General features: G+C 73.0%; 17 protein-coding genes and 1 tRNA gene. 10 read left to right on the top strand and 8 right to left on the bottom strand.

What is annotated here, in order from left to right; genetic code table 11:
• Positions 1-205: 205 nt before the first annotated feature.
• Positions 206-988 carry a PhzF family phenazine biosynthesis protein gene (locus LX15_RS20445; RefSeq protein WP_253671228.1) on the bottom strand — a complete coding sequence of 261 codons (783 nt, stop codon included), beginning with the start codon at positions 986-988 and terminating at the stop codon, positions 206-208.
• A 143-nt stretch (positions 989-1131) separates the two neighbouring features.
• Between LX15_RS20445 and LX15_RS20450 the strand changes: the two genes are divergently transcribed.
• The 3 genes from LX15_RS20450 to LX15_RS20460 all read left to right on the top strand — a co-directional run bounded on the left by LX15_RS20450 (position 1132) and on the right by LX15_RS20460 (position 3090).
• Positions 1132-1521: a thioesterase family protein gene (locus LX15_RS20450; protein ID WP_253671229.1), complete on the top strand. Its 390-nt coding sequence runs from the start codon at positions 1132-1134 to the stop codon at positions 1519-1521.
• Positions 1522-1592: 71 nt separating this feature from the next.
• Positions 1593-2123, top strand: a complete 531-nt coding sequence (locus tag LX15_RS20455; RefSeq protein ID WP_253671230.1) for a flavoprotein — start codon at positions 1593-1595, stop codon at positions 2121-2123.
• 196 nt (positions 2124-2319) lie between these two features.
• Positions 2320-3090, top strand: a complete 771-nt coding sequence (locus LX15_RS20460) for a DUF998 domain-containing protein (protein WP_253671231.1) — start codon at positions 2320-2322, stop codon at positions 3088-3090.
• A 626-nt stretch (positions 3091-3716) separates the two neighbouring features.
• On the opposite strand, the gene LX15_RS20465 is transcribed toward LX15_RS20460, so the two are convergent.
• Positions 3717-3798: transfer RNA gene (locus tag LX15_RS20465), tRNA-Tyr, on the bottom strand.
• 115 nt (positions 3799-3913) lie between these two features.
• On the opposite strand from LX15_RS20465, the gene LX15_RS20470 reads away from it, so the two are divergent.
• The gene (locus LX15_RS20470) at positions 3914-4405 is read left to right on the top strand and encodes a YajQ family cyclic di-GMP-binding protein (protein ID WP_253671232.1); all 492 of its coding nucleotides are present in this window, start codon (positions 3914-3916) and stop codon (positions 4403-4405) included.
• Positions 4406-4422: 17 nt separating this feature from the next.
• Positions 4423-5304: a glucose-1-phosphate thymidylyltransferase RfbA gene (gene rfbA / locus LX15_RS20475; RefSeq protein WP_253671233.1), complete on the top strand. Its 882-nt coding sequence runs from the start codon at positions 4423-4425 to the stop codon at positions 5302-5304.
• Between the two features lie 128 nt (positions 5305-5432).
• Here the strand turns inward: rfbA and htpX are convergent, their stop codons facing one another.
• The 4 genes from htpX to LX15_RS20495 form a co-directional block, all read right to left on the bottom strand.
• Positions 5433-6299: a zinc metalloprotease HtpX gene (gene htpX / locus LX15_RS20480; protein ID WP_253671275.1), complete on the bottom strand. Its 867-nt coding sequence runs from the start codon at positions 6297-6299 to the stop codon at positions 5433-5435.
• A 236-nt stretch (positions 6300-6535) separates the two neighbouring features.
• Positions 6536-7018 carry a 4Fe-4S binding protein gene (locus tag LX15_RS20485; RefSeq protein ID WP_253671234.1) on the bottom strand — a complete coding sequence of 161 codons (483 nt, stop codon included), beginning with the start codon at positions 7016-7018 and terminating at the stop codon, positions 6536-6538.
• Positions 7015-7596: an NADH-quinone oxidoreductase subunit C gene (locus LX15_RS20490; protein WP_253671235.1), complete on the bottom strand. Its 582-nt coding sequence runs from the start codon at positions 7594-7596 to the stop codon at positions 7015-7017. Before LX15_RS20490 ends, LX15_RS20485 begins: the two co-directional genes overlap by 4 nt.
• Complete coding sequence (locus LX15_RS20495; RefSeq protein WP_253671236.1) at positions 7593-8060, bottom strand: NADH-quinone oxidoreductase subunit B; 468 nt, start codon at positions 8058-8060, stop codon at positions 7593-7595. Before LX15_RS20495 ends, LX15_RS20490 begins: the two co-directional genes overlap by 4 nt.
• A gap of 104 nt (positions 8061-8164) precedes the next feature.
• Here LX15_RS20495 and LX15_RS20500 point away from each other — a divergent pair, with 104 nt between their 5' ends.
• Positions 8165-8407 carry a DUF2630 family protein gene (locus tag LX15_RS20500; protein WP_253671237.1) on the top strand — a complete coding sequence of 81 codons (243 nt, stop codon included), beginning with the start codon at positions 8165-8167 and terminating at the stop codon, positions 8405-8407.
• A gap of 7 nt (positions 8408-8414) precedes the next feature.
• Here the strand turns inward: LX15_RS20500 and LX15_RS20505 are convergent, their stop codons facing one another.
• Entirely contained in the window at positions 8415-8828 is a 414-nt protein-coding gene (locus tag LX15_RS20505; protein WP_253671238.1) for a hypothetical protein, read from the bottom strand.
• A 579-nt stretch (positions 8829-9407) separates the two neighbouring features.
• The gene (gene ddaH, locus LX15_RS20510; protein WP_372502762.1) at positions 9408-10301 is read right to left on the bottom strand and encodes a dimethylargininase; all 894 of its coding nucleotides are present in this window, start codon (positions 10299-10301) and stop codon (positions 9408-9410) included.
• A gap of 75 nt (positions 10302-10376) precedes the next feature.
• Here ddaH and LX15_RS20515 point away from each other — a divergent pair, with 75 nt between their 5' ends.
• The 4 genes from LX15_RS20515 (at position 10377) to LX15_RS20530 (ending at position 15145) form a co-directional block, all read left to right on the top strand.
• On the top strand, positions 10377-10823 hold the full coding sequence (locus LX15_RS20515; protein WP_253671239.1) for an Lrp/AsnC family transcriptional regulator: 447 nt from the start codon (positions 10377-10379) through the stop codon (positions 10821-10823).
• Between the two features lie 94 nt (positions 10824-10917).
• Positions 10918-11679 (top strand): enoyl-CoA hydratase, encoded by a 762-nt coding sequence (locus LX15_RS20520; RefSeq protein WP_253671240.1) that lies wholly within the window; start codon positions 10918-10920, stop codon positions 11677-11679.
• Positions 11680-12167: 488 nt separating this feature from the next.
• Positions 12168-14081, top strand: a complete 1914-nt coding sequence (locus LX15_RS20525; protein WP_253671241.1) for a 2-oxoacid:acceptor oxidoreductase subunit alpha — start codon at positions 12168-12170, stop codon at positions 14079-14081.
• Positions 14078-15145 carry a 2-oxoacid:ferredoxin oxidoreductase subunit beta gene (locus tag LX15_RS20530; protein WP_253671242.1) on the top strand — a complete coding sequence of 356 codons (1068 nt, stop codon included), beginning with the start codon at positions 14078-14080 and terminating at the stop codon, positions 15143-15145. Before LX15_RS20525 ends, LX15_RS20530 begins: the two co-directional genes overlap by 4 nt.
• Positions 15146-15177 lie beyond the last annotated feature (32 nt).

The following is a 15177-nucleotide window of genomic DNA, read 5'->3' on the forward strand; positions in this document are numbered from 1 at the left end:
GATGGCAGGTGCCGCGTGGCAATTGCCACTGACCGATCTCCTGAATACCCCCACCGGGTGGTCGGGGGCAACGGCGGGTGAGGGGTTCTCCGCGCACGGGAGCGCACGCGTCAACCGACCGGCCCAGCAGGACGAACCCGGGATGGTGCCCGTTCACCTCCTTGATCACGTTGTGGTGGAGATGACACCGGATCGGCCGAGGGGCTCAGACGAGAAGTTCACCCCGAAGGACGCTGACCGCCCTGCCCGCCAGCCCCACCCGGTCCCCGCGCACCGTCAATCGCACGACACCCCCGCGGGGTGACGCCTGCTCCCCCACCAAGGTGGTCCTCCCCAGCCGCTCCGACCACCACGACGCGAGCGTGCAGTGCGCGGAGCCCGTCACCGGGTCCTCGGGCACCCCGTAGGCCGGGTAGAAGCACCGGCTGACGAAGTCGGTCCCCGCCCCGTCGCCGGGGGCCGTGACGATGACGCCCCTGGCGTCGATCGCCGCGACCCGGTCGAGCGCGGGGCGCAGCGCCCGCACCTCGGCGGCCGAGGCGGCCTCGACCAGGACGTCGAACCGGCCACGCCACACCGAGCGCACGGTGACGCCGGGCAGGGCGGCCAGCAGGTCCGGTCCTCCCTCGGCGGGCGCGGGCGGGTCGGCGGGGAAGTCCATCTCGATCCACCCGTCGCCGACGGCCGAGCACACCAGCTCCCCGCTGGCCGTCGCGAACCGCCGCGTCCCGCCGAGGACGTGCGCGGTCGCCAGGGTGGCGTGGCCGCACAGGTCGACCTCGTGGGTGGGGGTGAACCACCGCAACGGCAGCGCCCCGTCCACCGACCGCCCGACCTCGACGAACGCGGTCTCCGCGTGCTTGAGCTCCGCGGCCACCGCCTGCATCCACTCCGCGTCCCTCGGTTCGGTCAGCAGGACCACCCCGGCCGGGTTCCCCGCGAACGCCCGTTCCGTGAACGCGTCGACGACGTGCACCTCAACAGTCACGCCCCGAACCTAGATCCCGCGCCGCCCGGTCCCGAGGCGCGCGGTCCCGAGGCGCGCGGTCCCGAGGCGCGCGGAGGGCCTCGCGCTGCGCTGTCCCGGTGGTTTTCGCCACCTCTCCCGGTGGGCGTGCCTAGCCTCAGGGCATGAACGTCGTGGTGGGTCTGCGGGCGACGGTCGAACTGGTCGTCGACCGGTCGGACACGGCGGGCGCGGTGGGCAGCGGCGACGTGCCGGTCCTGGCCACGCCCCGGCTGCTGGCGCTGGCCGAGGCCGCCACCGTCGCGGCCCTCGCCGGCCGGCTGGCCCCCGCGACCACCTCCGTGGGCCACCGCGTCGAGCTGGAGCACCTCCTGCCGACCCCCGTCGGCGGGCGGGTCGCGGTGCTGGCCACGCTCGTCGAGGTGGACGGCCGTCGGCTCCGGTTCGAGGTCCGCGCGGTCGACGGGCGCGGCGAGCTGGTCGCCCGGGGCGTGATCACCCGGGTGGTCGTCGACCGGGAGCGGTTCCTCAACCCCCCGTCCCCGACGCGCTGACTCCCTCGGGCAGGGTGGACCTCACCCTCTCGTGGCCCTGGCACGGGAACCGACAGCGATGGGAGAGCGCGGTGTCCGCACAACCGGTGCTGCGGGTGGTCGCGACCGCGGCCGGCGGCGTCGAGACCCTCCGGACCGGGCTGGTCGAGCCCGCCCTCGCGGCCAACTGGCGGGTGACCGTCACCCTCACCCCGACCGCCGCCCGCTGGCTGACCCACGCCGGCGAGGTCGACCGGCTGGCCAGCGCGACCGGTCTCCCCGTGCGGTGGGACTCCCGGCTGCCCACCGAGCCCCGGCCCCACCCCGACGCGGACCTGGCGGTCCTCGCGCCCGCCTCCGCCAACTCGGTGGCCAAGCTCGCCCTCGGCATCGCGGACAACCAGGCGCTCACCCAGCTCTGCGAGGCGCTCGGCGACCCGCGCGTGCCGGTCGTGGTCTGGCCGAGGACCAACGCGTTCCACGCCGCCCACCCCGCGTGGAACGGGCACCTCGCCACCCTCCGCTCGGCCGGGGCGCACCTGGTCGACGCGGCCGTGGCCGACGACGGGACGCCGCCGTGGGGCGCCGTGCTCGACGCCATCGCCAGCGCGCACGGGACGTGACCACCCTTCATCACCTGTTCGTGCAGGCCCGCCACCCGACGGGGGGCGGGCCGCCGCGTTAGCGTCGGAAGTGAGCACCGTCACGGACCCGCGTCCCCGGTGGTCGACCCCGCTGGGGTCAGCCGTCCTCGTGGGTCCACCGGACCCCGACTCCGCCAGCGCCCCGAGACCGCCCCGGCGCCAGGAGGTGGTGGACGTGGACGTGCGAGGACCGGCCGGGCGAGGCCCCGGCGAACTCCCGCTCACTCCACGGGGGCCGCTGGCGCTCGTGCTGGGGAACGGCAGGCTCGGCAGGGCCCTCGTGGCCACGGGCCTGGCCTTCGTCGTCCTGAGCCACGCGCTGCTCGTCGGCCTCCACCTGCTGCCCGACCTCGGCGGCGTGGACCCGGTGCGCGAGTTGATCAGCGACTACGCCCTCGGGCCGACGGGCTGGGTCTTCTCGCTCGCCCTGTGCGCCGGCGCGCTCGGCTCCGCCGCGCTGGTGCTCGTGTTGTCGTCCCTGGCCGTGTTGCACGACCGGGCGACGAGGGCGGCCATGGCCGTCTGGTGCGTCGGGCTGGTGGGCGTCGCCGTGGTCCCGCCGGGCCGGCTCACCGTCGGTGTCCTCGCCGACGTGACGGTGGCGGCGCACTTCTGGCTCGCCGCCACGACCTGCGTGAGCCTCCCCGTCGCCGGTGTGGCGGTGGGGTGGCGGCACCGGCGGCACGACCACTGGCGGCGGTTCGCGCTCCCGACCCTGGGGCTGTGTCTGGCCGACGCGCTGTGCCTCCTCCCGATCGCGGTCACCGTCACCGCCCACCACCTCCTGGGAGGGACGTGGTCGCTGGCGTCGGCCTTCGGGCTCCTCGAACGCCTCGCGGTGATGCTGGACACCGTGGTCCTCGTGGTCCTCGGCCTGTGGGCGTGGCACTCCACCGGCCCCGGCCGCGACGGCCAGCCAGACGGACTGCCCGCCGGGCAGCCGTGATCACGCCACACGGGACGGCTGGGAAGCCGCCTCCCAGCCCGGGTTGGCCGGGAAACCCGGAAACACCGTGCGGGGAAAGACCGATCGGGACGACGGCTCCACCACCGACATTCACACCGCACATCCCGGTGGCCAGCCAGCCATCGGCTACGCCAACAAACCCGGCAAGGACACACGGGTGGCCTCAGCCAGCCCTCAGCCCATGCCGCAACGCGTTGTGAATTCCGCTCACAGAATCAAGGCGCGCCGCCGCCTGGCTTCACGCGGCTCCCGAGCGAGGGCGCACCCGGGCGCCGGCGGCAAGCCACGACGATCTTGGGCGACAGTCGCCTTGCCGTGCGGCCGGGGCGAGTGACACCTGCCGGCAACCGAAGGCCACCATCGCGTCAGGGCAAGGGGCCGGCGCTGGAGCTGTCAGGGACGCGACAGAGATCACGCCTGGTGCGGTGGCGGCGATCACAGGTTCCTGGCCCTCAGCAAGGGAGCGGTACGGGGGTCCGTCGGCCGTGCCGAACACGTGCCAGACAAGGCGGTGACCAAGGGGGCGGCAGAAGGCCACGAGGAACGCCGAAACGACCGGAGCCCCCGACCTGTTTCCACAGATCAGGGGCTCCGGTCATCGGGTGTGGCAGGTGTTGGATTCGAACCAACGTAGGCTAAGCCGACGGATTTACAGTCCGCTCCCTTTGGCCACTCGGGCAACCTGCCGTTGCCGCCCCCGTGTGGGGGCTGCGGTCCAGAAGCATACATACCTCCCCCGGTCGAGAGCCAATCGGGTCCCGGTAGCGTGGCGGACCGGATCCGAGACGAAAGGTGCGTGCACGTGGCGGACCCGTCGTTCGACGTGGTGAGCAAGGTCGACCGGCAGGAGGTCGACAACGCGCTCAACCAGGCGGCCAAGGAGCTGACCACCCGCTTCGACTTCCGGGGGACCGGGGCCCAGGTGTCCTGGGCGGGCGAGGAGGCCGTGACCATCCAGGCGGAGACCGAGGAGCGGTGCAAGGCCGCCATCGAGGTCTTCCGCGACAAGCTGGTCAAGCGGGGCATCTCGCTGAAGGCGTTCGAGGTCGGCGAGCCGGCGCTGTCCGGGAAGATCTACAAGGTCACCGGCAAGATCCTCCAGGGCATCGCGTCGGACAAGGCCAAGGAGATCGCCAAGGCCATCAGGGACGAGGGCCCGAAGGGCGTGCAGGCGCAGATCCAGGGCGACCAGCTCCGCGTCTCCGGCAAGAAGAAGGACCACCTACAGGAGGTCATCGCGCTGCTGAAGGCCAAGGACTTCGGCATCGCGCTCCAGTTCACCAACTACCGCTGACGCGTCTGGGGGACGAGTTGAGGGGGATCATCCTCGCCGGGGGCAGCGGCACCCGGCTGCACCCGATCACGCAGGCCGTGTCGAAGCAGCTCCTGCCGGTCTACGACAAGCCGATGGTGTACTACCCGCTCTCGGTGCTCATGCTCGCCGGCATCCGGGAGATCCTCATCATCTCCACCCCGACCGACCTGCCGCTGTTCCGCCGGCTGCTCGGGGACGGCTCGCAGCTCGGGCTGCGCCTGGAGTACGCGGAGCAGCCGCAGCCGAACGGGCTGGCCGAGGCGTTCGTGATCGGCGCGGACTTCATCGGCGACCAGGACGTCGCGCTGGTGCTCGGCGACAACATCTTCTACGGCCAGGGCTTCTCGCGGCTGCTCCAGAAGGAGGCCGCGACGCTGGACGGCTGCGTGCTGTTCGGCTACCCGGTGAAGGACCCCGAGCGGTACGGCGTCGGCGAGGTCGACGGGGACGGCCGCCTGGTGTCGATCGAGGAGAAGCCGGAGCGGCCCCGGTCGAACCGGGCGATCACCGGCCTCTACTTCTACGACAACCGCGTCGTGGAGATCGCGCGCGGGCTGCGGCCGTCGGCGCGGGGCGAGCTGGAGATCACCGACGTCAACCTGGCCTACCTGCGGGAGGGCCGGGCCAGGCTGGTGGACCTCGGCAGGGGGTTCGCCTGGCTGGACACCGGCACGCACGACTCGCTGCTGGAGGCCGGCCAGTTCGTCCAGGTGCTGGAGCACCGCCAGGGCGTCCGGATCGCCTGCCTGGAGGAGATCGCCCTGCGGATGGGCTTCATCGACGCCGAGGCGTGTCACGCCCTGGGCGCCAAGCTGGCCAAGTCGGGTTACGGCCAGTACGTCATGAACGTCGCCCGCACGGCTGGCGCGACGGGCTGACCCGCGGCAACACCGCCGGGAACGTCGTGGGGACGTCGTGGGGACGTCGCGGGACGCTCCGCCCCCGGGGGGCGGGTCTCCCGCGGCGTCCCTTCTTCTCGCGCGCCCGAGGGGGCGCGTCGACGCGCTCAGGGCAGCCGTCGCCCGGCCAGGTCCTCCAGCCGCCGGATCCGGTCGGCGATCGGCGGGTGGGTGGAGAAGAGCCGGGAGAGCTGCTCCCCCGGCCGGAACGGGTTGGCGATCATCAGGTGCGCCTGGTTCACCAGGCTCGGCTCCGGCGGCAGCGGCCGGGCCCTGGTGCCCAGCTCCAGCTTGCGCAGCGCCGAGGCCAGCGCCAGCGGGTCGCCGGTGAGCGCCGCGCCCGAGGCGTCGGCCTGGTACTCCCGGGAGCGGCTGACCGCCATCCGCACGATGCCCGCCGCGACCGGCCCGAGGATCGAGATCAACAGCATCGCGACCGGGTTGGGCCGCTCGTCGTCGTCCCCGCCGAACAGGCCGGTGAACATGGCGATGTTGGCCAGGAACGTCACGACGCTGGCGAGCGCGCCCGCCACGCACGAGGTGAGGATGTCGCGGTTGTAGACGTGGGCCAGCTCGTGCCCCAGCACGGCCCTCAGCTCGCGCTCGTCGAGCAACTCCAGGATGCCGGTGGTGCAGCACACGGCGGCGTTGCGCGGGTTGCGGCCGGTGGCGAAGGCGTTGGGAGCGTCGGTCGGGCTGATGTAGAGCCGGGGCATCGGCTGTCGGGCGGCGGTGGCCAGCTCCCGCACGGTCCGGTACATCGCGGGCTGCTCGGCCTCGGACACCGGGCGGGCGCGCATGGCCCGCAGCGCGAGCCGGTCGGAGTTGAAGTACGCGAAGGCGTTCACGCCCAGCGCCACCACCAGGCCGATGACCAGGGCGGTCCTGCCGAAGAACGAGCTGACCACGACGATCAGCGCGCCGAGGCCGCCCAGCAGCAGTGCGGTCTTCAACCCGTTGTAGTGCTTGTGCACGGTCTTGTCGCCTCCGAGGTGCTCGCCGGTGCTCGCCACCCCTGGATTAACCCGGAACGTCGCATCCACCCGGGTCAACGCCCGGTGCCGGCGCGGGGTTCCACCAGGGAGCGACCAAACGGCCCAGGTCGGAGACCGTCGACGGCGGCCGTCGACGTGACGGGGGCTGGTCGACCGACATCGACCCCGCCGACCGGGCGCGGTGTCGCGCGCGGACCCCGCGCGGGTGGGACGGCCTACGTCGTCTCGCGCCCGCGGAACCCACCGGGCCGCGCGGGGCCGCCGGGGCGCCGCGTCGCGGCCTCGGGGGCCGGCTCGGCGGCGGGGTCCAGCGGCGGTGGCGGCGGCACGTCCACCAGCCAGTCGGCGAGACGCTCGCGCTCGTGGACCAGCTCGGCCACGGCGCCGTCCCCGGAGGGAGTCCCGGTGCCGGGGTAGCCGAAGTCGGGCGCCCAGTGCAGGGCGTCGAAGGGGCAGACCTCGACGCAGATACCGCAGTACAGGCAGTGCCCGTAGTCGATGGCGAACCGGTCGAGCACGTTGCGCTGCCGGGGGCGGGCGGCGCCGGGCTGCTGCACGGTCTCGGTGTGCGAGGCGATGTGGATGCACCAGTCGGGGCATTCCCTGGCGCACAACATGCACACCGTGCAGTTGGCCTCCAGCAGCGCGATCACGCCCCGGGAACGCGGCGGCAGCTCGGGCTGACGCTCGTCGCTCATTCGCTCTCCCTCCGCAGTCCCCACTCCGGCCCCGGCACCCCGGGCGGCGCCAGTCGACGGCGGCTCGGGGCGGCCGTCCCGTCCTCGCCGGGCTCCAACCGTCCCGGCCACGGGCGGACCACCCGGGAGGCCAGCACGAAGTCCTTGCGCAGCGGATGGCCGGCGAACTCCCCCGGCAGCAGCAGTCGACGCGGGTCAGGGTGGCCGGAAAGCTCCACGCCGAACATCTCGGCGACCTCCCGCTCGTGCCAGGCCGCGCCGGCCCACACACCCGCCACGCTGGGCAACGGGACGCCGTCCGGCAGCTCCGTGCGCAGCAACAACCCGTCCCAGGCGGGCGGCGCGAGCACGTGGAGCGTCACGGCGTGCCGCTCCCCCACCGCGCCGGGACGGCCGGCGTCCTCGGCCCCGAGCCAGTCGAAGGCGACGCACCCGAGCTGGTCCCTGGCGACCGTGGCCGCCTCCACCCACCGCTCGACCGGCACCTGCGCGATGGTCTGGCCGAACGCCGTGCGCGCCGAGGCGTCGGGCACCAACTCGACCAAGCGCTCGGCGAGCCGCTGGCTGCCCGCCGTCATGCCGCCGCCTCTCCGGTCACCATCCGGTGCAGGGCGGCCAGGCCGGCCAGCAGCGCCTCGGGGCGCGGCGGGCAGCCCGGCACGGCCACGTGCACCGGGAGGACCTGGTCGATGCCCTTGGTCACCGAGTAGGAGTCCCAGTAGGGCCCGCCGGTGTTGGAGCACGCGCCCACGGAGAGCACGTACCTCGGTTCCGGCATCCGCTCGTAGGTGGCGACCACGGCCGGCAGCATCACGTCGGTGACGGTGCCGGAGACCACCAGGACGTGGGCCCGTTCGGGGGCGTCGGGGCCAGTGGCGGGGCGCACGCCGAACTCGGCGAGCCGGTCGGGCCGGTCCGGCCGGTCGTCGTCGCCCCGGCCGTGCAACGCGGCCATCACCTCCACGCCGCAGCACGCGAGGCCGAGGTCGAGCACATTGACCTCGTAGGTCGTGCCCCAGTCCAGGGTGAAGCGGGTACCCACGAAAGGAGGGTAAGCCAGTCCCCGGCCCGCGCCCCGCCGGCGTTCGCGGAAGTGGGAGCCGACGCGGCGCGCCGGACGACGAGGAGCACGGGAGGCCGAGCGCGGTGACCGACGACGACGTGATGAACCGGATCCAGCGGCTCGTCGAGGAGGAGCACCGGCTCCGGGAGCGCGCCGTGGGCGAGGGCGTCTCCGAGGAGGAGAACACCCGGCTGCGGAGCCTGGAGGAGGCGCTGGACCAGTGCTGGGACCTGCTGCGCCAGCGGAGGGCCCGGCGGGACACCGGCCAGAACCCCGACGAGGCGCGCCCGCGCCCTCCGTCGGAGGTCGAGGGGTATCTCCAGTAGCGCCGGATCACCCGGCCCGGGGAGCCTGGGCGGCGCGCTCCGGCGGCAGCAGGTGGCGGGCGAGGACGGCCCGCCAGGGGTTGGCGCAGCAGGAGAGGTCGAGCCGCCGGCCGGACTCCACCGCGTCGATGATGATGCGGATCTGGTCCGCCGTGGCGGCCGCCTTGTTGACGGGCCCGGTGGGCGCCGCGCGCAGCGTGGCGGCCACCGCGTCGAGGACGAGCACCGCGTTCCGCAGCGCCGCCTCCGAGACGATCCGGACCGGCTCTGGCAGGTCCCCGGAGTCCCCGAACCCGTCGTCGAGGCCGTCGCCGTCGAACTCGTCAGCGCCGAACTCGTCAGCGCCGATCTCGTCAGCGTCGATCTCTTCGGGCCGACCGTCGGCGCGGTCGTCCACGCATCCCGCGTTGATCTTGCGCATCGCCGCGATGCTAGGCCGTTCGGCCCAACGACGACACGAATCCCATCCGATCGCGTGACAGCCGACCGCCCCTCGCCCGGTCAGCGGAGGAGTCCGCCGCCGCGTTCGACCTCCTGGCGCGACGGGAGACGGGGATCGGCGGTGGGGAGTTCCTTCGCCGTCGGGATACCGGTGAGTGGGCTGACAGGGGCCTGGACGAGGCCCCTGGGCTCGTCGACGGGTGGACGGCCTCGCCGATGGCGCGATTATCTTCAGGCCCGGCCAACTCCCTGCGTCGATGCGCTTCGAGATCGTCGACTCCGACCCGGGAGAGCGCGACGCCGAGCACCAGGGGGCTTCTGGTGCTCCGCCAGGGCCTACAACGACACGTTGTCAAAATCGATGCGCGGCTCCGCATGACCCGCGAGGAGGCCCTCCGGGAGATCGATGAGGTGGAGGCAGCGCACCTGCTGTACCGAACGTGGGCCGAGTCTCCGCCCTCAGGCGCCGAGACCCGCCAGGGCATCCCGTGAAACGGGGCTGGGAGCGTGCGCGCGCTCCCAGCCCCGGGTCCGTGTGGTGCGGGTGTCCGCCGGCGGATCAGCCGCGCAGCTCCATCGTGCAGCACTTGGGGCCGCCACCGGACTTGCGCAGCTCGGAGATGTCCACGAGGACCGGCTCGAAGCCGCGCTCCGCGATCCGCTCCGCCAGGTGCGTGGCCTCCTTCGGCAGCACCACGTTGCGGCCGTCGGACACGCCGTTGAGGCCGAGGCACTCGGCGTCGGCGTCGTTGGCGATCACCGCGTCCGGGAACAGCCGGCGCAGCACCCGCTGCGAGCCGGCCGAGAACGCCTCCGGGTAGTAGGCGACGAGCGGGCGCTCGGACTGGTCGTCCAGGACGAACAGGGCGACGTCGAGGTGGTAGTACCTCGGGTCGACCAGTCGCAGCGACACGACGGGGACGCCCAGCACCTCCTGCGCCTCGGCGTGCGCCCCGGGGTCGGTGCGGAACCCGGTGCCCGCCAGGAGCAGGCCGCCGGTCCAGGCGAAGTCGCCCTCGGCCTCGTTGATCTTCTCGGGCATGACCACGCTGCGGTAGCCGTGCTCCAGGAACCAGCGCCGGTAGTGCTCGGCCTCGGCCGAGCGCTGCTCGGCGCGGAAGCGGGCGCCCAGCACCCGGCCGTCGATGACGGTGCCGGAGTTGGCCGCGAAGACCATGTCCGGCAGGCCCGGCTGCGGCTCGATCGTCTCGACCTGGTGGCCGAGCCGCTCGTAGGTCCGCTTCAGCTCCGTCCACTGCTCGACGGCCCGCTCGGTGCTGACCGGCTGGTCGGGACGCATCCACGGGTTGATCACGTACTCCACGGTGAAGAACCGCGGCTCGCACATGAGGTACCGACGGCGGGTCGGGACCCGCTCCTGGGTGACGGCGAGGGCGCCGGGACCGGTCTCCGGCGCGGGCGTCGCCAGCGGCGCGTCAAGGGTGGACGACATGAATCGAAATCTAAGGTTCGCGTTGACCGGCACTCAACGCCGCTTTGTTGCGGCGTATGGGGCAGAATCTTGCGTATGGACGCCATCGACCAGCGGATCATTTCGTGCCTTGTGGCGGACGCCCGCTCCAGCTACGCCGAGATCGGCGGAGTGGTGGGCCTGTCCGCTCCCGCCGTGAAGCGCAGGGTGGACAAACTGCTGGACACCGGCGTCCTGCGCGGGTTCACCGCGGTGGTGGACCCCGAGGCCCTCGGCTGGGGGACCGAGGCGTTCATCGAGGTGCACTGCCGGGGCAACGTCACCCCCGGAGAGATCCGCATCGGCCTGGAGCCCCTGCCCGAGGTCGTCGCGGCCTACACCGTCTCCGGCGCGGCCGACGCCATCGTGCACCTGCGCGCCGCCGACATCCACCACCTGGAGAGCGCGCTGGAGCGGCTGCGCGCGGTCGACTTCATCGAGCGCACGGTGTCCACCGTGGTGCTGTCGCGGCTGCTGGAGCGGCCGCCCGCCCCCGGGGCCTGACCCCCGCGCGCCCGCCAGGGCCGCGCCACCAGCCCCGCCAGGACGTGGCCCAGGCCACCTCCCGCGCCCCGCCGCGAGTGGCAAGATCCCCCGCATGAGCGGAGACGTCCTCGTCGAGCGGCGCGGCGGCGTCGCCGTCATCACGGTGAACGACCCCGACCGGCGCAACGCCCTGACCCTCGACCTGTCGGCGCGGCTCGCGGACGCGGTCGTCGACTGCGCCGAGGACGAGCGGGTCGGGGCGGTCGTCGTGACCGGCGCGCCGCCGGCGTTCTGCGCGGGCGCGGACCTGACCGCGTTGGGCGAGGCCCGCGAGGAGGGGCTGCGGCGGATCTACGCCGGGTTCCTCGCGGTGGCGTCCTGCCCGTTGCCGACGGTGGCCGCGGTGAACGGCGCCGCCGTGGGCGCGGGCCTCAACCTGGCGTTGGCCTGCGACGTGCGGCTGGCCGGCCCCCGCGCCCGGTTCGACGCGCGGTTCCTCCAGCTCGGCATCCACCCCGGCGGGGGCATGACCTGGATGTTGCAGCGGGTCGTCGGCCCGCAGACCGCCGCCGCGATGGCGTTGTTCGGCGAGGTGCTGGACGCCGAGGAGGCCGTGCGGGCGGGGCTGGCCCTGCGCGCGGTCGACGGCGAGCCGGAGGCCGTGGTGGACGCCGCCGTGCGCCTGGCCGCCACCGCCGCGCAGGCGCCGCGCGAGCTGGTGCTGGCCACGAAGCGGACCATGCGCACGACGTCGATGCTCGACGACCACCCCACCGCGGTCGAGGTCGAGCTGGCGCCGCAGGTCCGCTCGATGGACAACCCCGCCTTCGCCGAACGGCTCGCCGCGATGAAGGCACGTATCAGCGGCCGCTGACGGCCCCTCCTCCACCACGGGCCGTCGGTCGACGCCACGTCGACCGACGCCACGTCGACCGACGCCACGTCGACCGACGGCCCGGAGCTGGTGACGCCCCTCGCCGGACGCGTCTTCCCCTTCCGGGAGAAGCGGGAACACGTGCGGCCCGAGGCTTGCCAAACGGGTGTTACTCGAAGTAACAGTTTCTTCGGGCCCGCCCTGGCGCGGGCCGCGGAGTGTGACGCACGTTGCATTGGCCGGTCCGCCCGGTGGGGCGTCCCTACCTTGGAGAGGTGGCGGTGGGGTTGAGCGAGCTCAGCCCGAGCTCAGACGAGCCCAGCGGCCCCGCCGACGTCGGAACCGGGGCGGGTCTCACCGGCCGGAACGAGATCGAGTGCCGACTACGCTCGTCACCGGAGCGGGGAAGGCACGCCGGGCCGGCGTGCCGGACATTCGCACGGGTTTCGATGCCCGGCCGACACGCGTGAGAGAGGGACCCCGAGCCCATGACCGCAGACGTGGGAAGCAGCCCGAAGGTGTCTCACGGGGCGCCCGCCCCCGGACGACCCACCGAGGTCCGCAAGCTGGACCGGGTCGTCATCCGGTTCGCCGGTGACTCCGGCGACGGCATGCAGCTCACCGGTGACCGGTTCACCTCGGAGGCCGCCGCCTTCGGCAACGACCTGGCCACCCTGCCCAACTTCCCCGCCGAGATCCGCGCCCCCCAGGGCACCCTGCCGGGCGTCTCCAGCTTCCAGCTCCACTTCGCCGACTACGACATCCTCACGCCGGGCGACCGCCCCGACGTGCTCGTCGCGATGAACCCGGCGGCGCTCAAGGCCAACATCGGCGACCTGCCCCACGGCGGCACGCTGATCGTCAACACCGACGAGTTCACCAAGCGGAACCTGACCAAGGTCGGGTACGACAGCGACCCGCTGGAGGACGGCTCCCTCGACGCGTACACGGTGCACAAGGTGGCCATGGCCACCCTCACCAGGGGCGCGCTGGAGGAGACCGGCCTGACCAAGAAGGACGCGGAGCGCGCGAAGAACATGTTCGCGCTGGGCCTGCTGTCCTGGATGTACCACCGCCCCACCGAGGGCACCGAGCGCTTCCTGCGGGAGAAGTTCGCCAAGAAGCCGGACATCGCCGAGGCCAACGTCCTGGCCTTCCGCGCCGGGTGGAACTTCGGCGAGACCACCGAGGCGTTCGCCGTGACCTACGAGGTCGCGCCGGCCAGCCTGCCCCGCGGCACCTACCGGCAGATCACCGGCAACACCGCGCTGGCCTACGGCATCGTCGCCGCCGGACAGCTCGCCTCGCTGCCGGTGTTCCTCGGCACCTACCCGATCACCCCGGCCTCGGACGTGCTGCACGAGCTGGCCAAGCACAAGAACTTCGGGGTGACCACGTTCCAGGCCGAGGACGAGATCGCCGGCGTCGGCGCCGCCCTCGGCGCGTCCTTCGGCGGCGCGCTCGGCGTCACCACCACCTCCGGCCCCGGCCTCGCCCTGAAGTCGGAGACCATCGGCCTGGCCGTCATGACCGAGCTGCCGCTGCTGGTGTGCGACATCCAGCGCGGCGGCCCGTCCACCGGTCTGCCCACCAAGACCGAGCAGGCCGACCTGCTCCAGGCGATGTTCGGCCGCAACGGCGAGGCCCCGGTGCCGATCATCGCGCCGCGCTCGCCGGCGGACTGCTTCGACGCCGCGGTCGAGGCCGCGCGCATCGCCCTGACCTACCGCACCCCGGTGCTGCTGCTGTCCGACGGGTACATCGCCAACGGCTCCGAGCCGTGGCTGGTGCCGTCGGTGGACGAGCTGGCCCCGATCGAGGTCGACTTCGCCACCGAGCCCAACGCCCCGGACGGCTCCGGGGAGTTCTGGCCCTACCTGCGCGACCCGAGGACACTGGCCCGGCCGTGGGCGGTGCCGGGAACCCCCGGGCTGGAGCACCGCATCGGCGGCCTGGAGAAGGCCGAGGGCAAGGGCAACATCTCCTACGACCCGGACAACCACGACCGGATGGTGCGCATCCGGCAGGCGAAGGTCGACGGGATCGCCGTGCCGGACGTGGAGGTCGACGACCCGACAGGGGACGCCGAGCTGCTCGTGGTCGGCTGGGGCTCCACCTACGGCCCGATCGGCGCGGCCTGCCGCCGGGTCCGCCGGCTCGGCATGACGATCGCCCACGCCCACCTGCGCCACCTCAACCCGATGCCGCGCAACCTCGGCGACGTGCTGCGCCGGTACCGCCGGGTCGTCGTGCCGGAGATGAACATGGGCCAGCTCGCCATGCTGCTGCGCGCGCGCTACCTGGTGGACGCGGTCAGCCACACCAAGGTGGCCGGGCTCCCGTTCAAGGCCGAAGAGCTCCAGGGTGTGTTCACCGAGATCATCAAGGGGGTCGCGGCATGACGGCGATCGACCTGGGCCTGCCCACGCTCGGCGGGCTGGAGGGCGTCCCGACCACCGACGCCAGGCAGACCGCGAAGGACTTCACCAGCGACCAGGAGGTCCGCTGGTGCCCGGGGTGCGGTGACTACGCGATCCTCGCCGCGGTGCGCTCGTTCCTGCCGGAACTGGGCCTGCGCCGGGAGAACATCGTGTTCGTCTCCGGCATCGGCTGCTCCTCGCGCTTCCCGTACTACATGAACACCTACGGGATGCACTCCATCCACGGCCGCGCCCCGGCCATCGCGACCGGGCTGTCGGTCTCCCGGCCCGACCTGTCGGTCTGGGTCGTGACCGGTGACGGCGACGGGCTGTCGATCGGCGGCAACCACCTGGTGCACGCGCTGCGCCGCAACGTCAACCTCAAGATCCTGCTGTTCAACAACCGGATCTACGGGCTGACCAAGGGCCAGTACTCGCCCACCTCCGAGGTCGGCAAGGTCACCAAGTCGACCCCGATGGGCTCGCTGGACCACCCGTTCAACCCGGTGTCGCTCGCGCTGGGCGCGGAGGGCACGTTCGTGGCCCGCGCCCTGGACTCCGACCGCAAGCAGCTCACCGAGGTGCTGCGGGCCGCGGCCCAGCACCGGGGCTCGGCGCTCGTGGAGATCTACCAGAACTGCCCGATCTTCAACGACGGCGCGTTCGACGTCCTGAAGGAGCCCGGCGAGCGGGAGCGGCGGATCGTCCCGCTCCGGCAGGGCGAGCCGATCCGGTTCGGCGCCGACGGCGAGTACGGCGTGGTGCGGGACCCGGCGACCGGCTCCCTCCAGGTGCGCAAGGTGGCCGAGGTCGGCGAGGCCGCGCTGGTCGTGCACGACGCCACGCGGGACGACCCGTCCTACGCCTTCGCCCTGTCGCGACTGGGCGGGCAGGACCTGGACTACACCGTCACCGGCGTGTTCCGGTCCGTCGACCGCCCGAGCTACGACGACCTGGCTCGGGCCCAGGTCGAGCAGGCCAGGACGGCCAAGCCGGCCGACCTGGGCGCGCTCCTGCGCGGCAAGGACACCTGGACCGTCGAGTAGCGGGAAAGCGCCTCCACCGAGGCGGTCGACGA

Origin of the sequence: Streptoalloteichus tenebrarius, from assembly GCF_024171885.1 — a bacterium.
Lineage (GTDB): Bacteria > Actinomycetota > Actinomycetes > Mycobacteriales > Pseudonocardiaceae > Streptoalloteichus > Streptoalloteichus tenebrarius.

What these genes read in the sequence shown, in the direction of transcription:
- LX15_RS20490 (WP_253671235.1), bottom strand. Translation starts at nt 7,596, where the DNA reads ATGACGGCGGGCAGCCAGCGGCTCGCCGAGCGCTTGGTCGAGTTGGTG.
- LX15_RS20515 (WP_253671239.1), top strand. Translation starts at nt 10,377, where the DNA reads ATGGACGCCATCGACCAGCGGATCATTTCGTGCCTTGTGGCGGACGCC.
- LX15_RS20450 (WP_253671229.1), top strand. Translation starts at nt 1,132, where the DNA reads ATGAACGTCGTGGTGGGTCTGCGGGCGACGGTCGAACTGGTCGTCGAC.
- ddaH (WP_372502762.1), bottom strand. Translation starts at nt 10,301, where the DNA reads ATGTCGTCCACCCTTGACGCGCCGCTGGCGACGCCCGCGCCGGAGACC.
- LX15_RS20485 (WP_253671234.1), bottom strand. Translation starts at nt 7,018, where the DNA reads ATGAGCGACGAGCGTCAGCCCGAGCTGCCGCCGCGTTCCCGGGGCGTG.
- LX15_RS20530 (WP_253671242.1), top strand. Translation starts at nt 14,078, where the DNA reads ATGACGGCGATCGACCTGGGCCTGCCCACGCTCGGCGGGCTGGAGGGC.
- LX15_RS20505 (WP_253671238.1), bottom strand. Translation starts at nt 8,828, where the DNA reads ATGCGCAAGATCAACGCGGGATGCGTGGACGACCGCGCCGACGGTCGG.
- LX15_RS20525 (WP_253671241.1), top strand. Translation starts at nt 12,168, where the DNA reads ATGACCGCAGACGTGGGAAGCAGCCCGAAGGTGTCTCACGGGGCGCCC.
- LX15_RS20520 (WP_253671240.1), top strand. Translation starts at nt 10,918, where the DNA reads ATGAGCGGAGACGTCCTCGTCGAGCGGCGCGGCGGCGTCGCCGTCATC.